Origin of the sequence: Cupriavidus sp. SK-4 (assembly GCF_000611125.1) — a bacterium.
Taxonomy (GTDB): Bacteria; Pseudomonadota; Gammaproteobacteria; order Burkholderiales; family Burkholderiaceae; genus Cupriavidus; species Cupriavidus necator.
In genome coordinates this window covers 1-1,076 of record NZ_JFJW01000206.1, presented here as the reverse complement: position 1 = coordinate 1,076, position 1,076 = coordinate 1, and the positions used below count along the sequence as shown (strand labels likewise).

General features: G+C 62.5%; 1 protein-coding gene. It reads right to left on the bottom strand.

Annotated elements, in window-relative coordinates; all coding sequences use genetic code 11:
- On the bottom strand, window positions 1-1,076 hold a 1,076-nt coding region (locus CF68_RS36850), incomplete at both ends, for a recombinase family protein (protein WP_200872633.1).

The following is a 1,076-nucleotide window of genomic DNA, read 5'->3' as shown; positions in this document are numbered from 1 at the left end:
GGCAAGGCGACCTCGCAGTCAGTAAGCTTGCCGCCGCGCCAACGCAGCTTCAGATGCGCCCGGAATTCTTCGCGATGGACGGTAATACTCACCTCCTCGAGCAGCGTGCGAAGCAATTGCTTCCTGTCGCGCAGTGTGAGGGTCGGTGCGTCCCACAACTGTTTGAGGTCTTTACCGATAGCAAGCAGACTCTTGCGCTGTTCAGTGCTCAGCGTGCATGGACGAAGCTGTTCACGCCGAGCAAGTTCTGCCTGAGCCTGTTCGAGCTCACGCAACTGCTGCTCCCACTGCGCTTCGAGACCGCGTGCCACCAGGCGGTTCTCGGGGTCGACGGCGTGGTACCGCCGTTCGGCGCGCTGTGCCCCGTAGTGGGCTCGTTCAACGTTCAGTCGCCACTGTGCAAGCGCCGCGTCGTGATCGGCCTCGAGGTGTTCGGCCGCACGCACGGCTGCTGCGATGCCGGCCGGCTCCACGGCTTGCAAAAAGGCCTGCGCAACGGCGGCATCGATTTGCAGGCCCCCAACATTGAGGCAGAAGACGCCGCGGCCATTCTCGATTCCTTTGTTGGAGCAATGGTACCCGGGCGTCTGATTGGTTCCGCGATAGTGCGTCTTGAGTCGCCGACCGCAGTGACCACAGCAGGCCAGGCCTTGCAGCAAGGCGGCGCCTTCTCTCACAGCGCCTCCGACCTGATGAGGCCGGGGCTTGGTATTGGCTCCCAGGCGCATTTGATTGGCTTCATAGGTCATCCAATCGAGATATCCTTCGTGGTGGTCCCGGATGAGCACGGCCCATTGCGACTGGGGCAGCCGGCGCAATCGGGTCTTGAGCACGCCATGTTCATCGACGTAGCGCTCTTGCCGGGTCTTGCCGTAGCAGTAGGCGCCAGCATAAACCGGATTGGTGAGGACATTGTAGATGGCGGTATAGGTCGGGGCGACCCAGCGGATCTGCGCGGTGTGATTGAGCTGCAGCGGGAATGACAGATTCTCGGCGCGGAACCACAGCCAGACGCGGCGGGCAGAGCCGAGCTCGCTAAAACGCTCGAACACGGTGTGCAGCGCACCGACGACGGC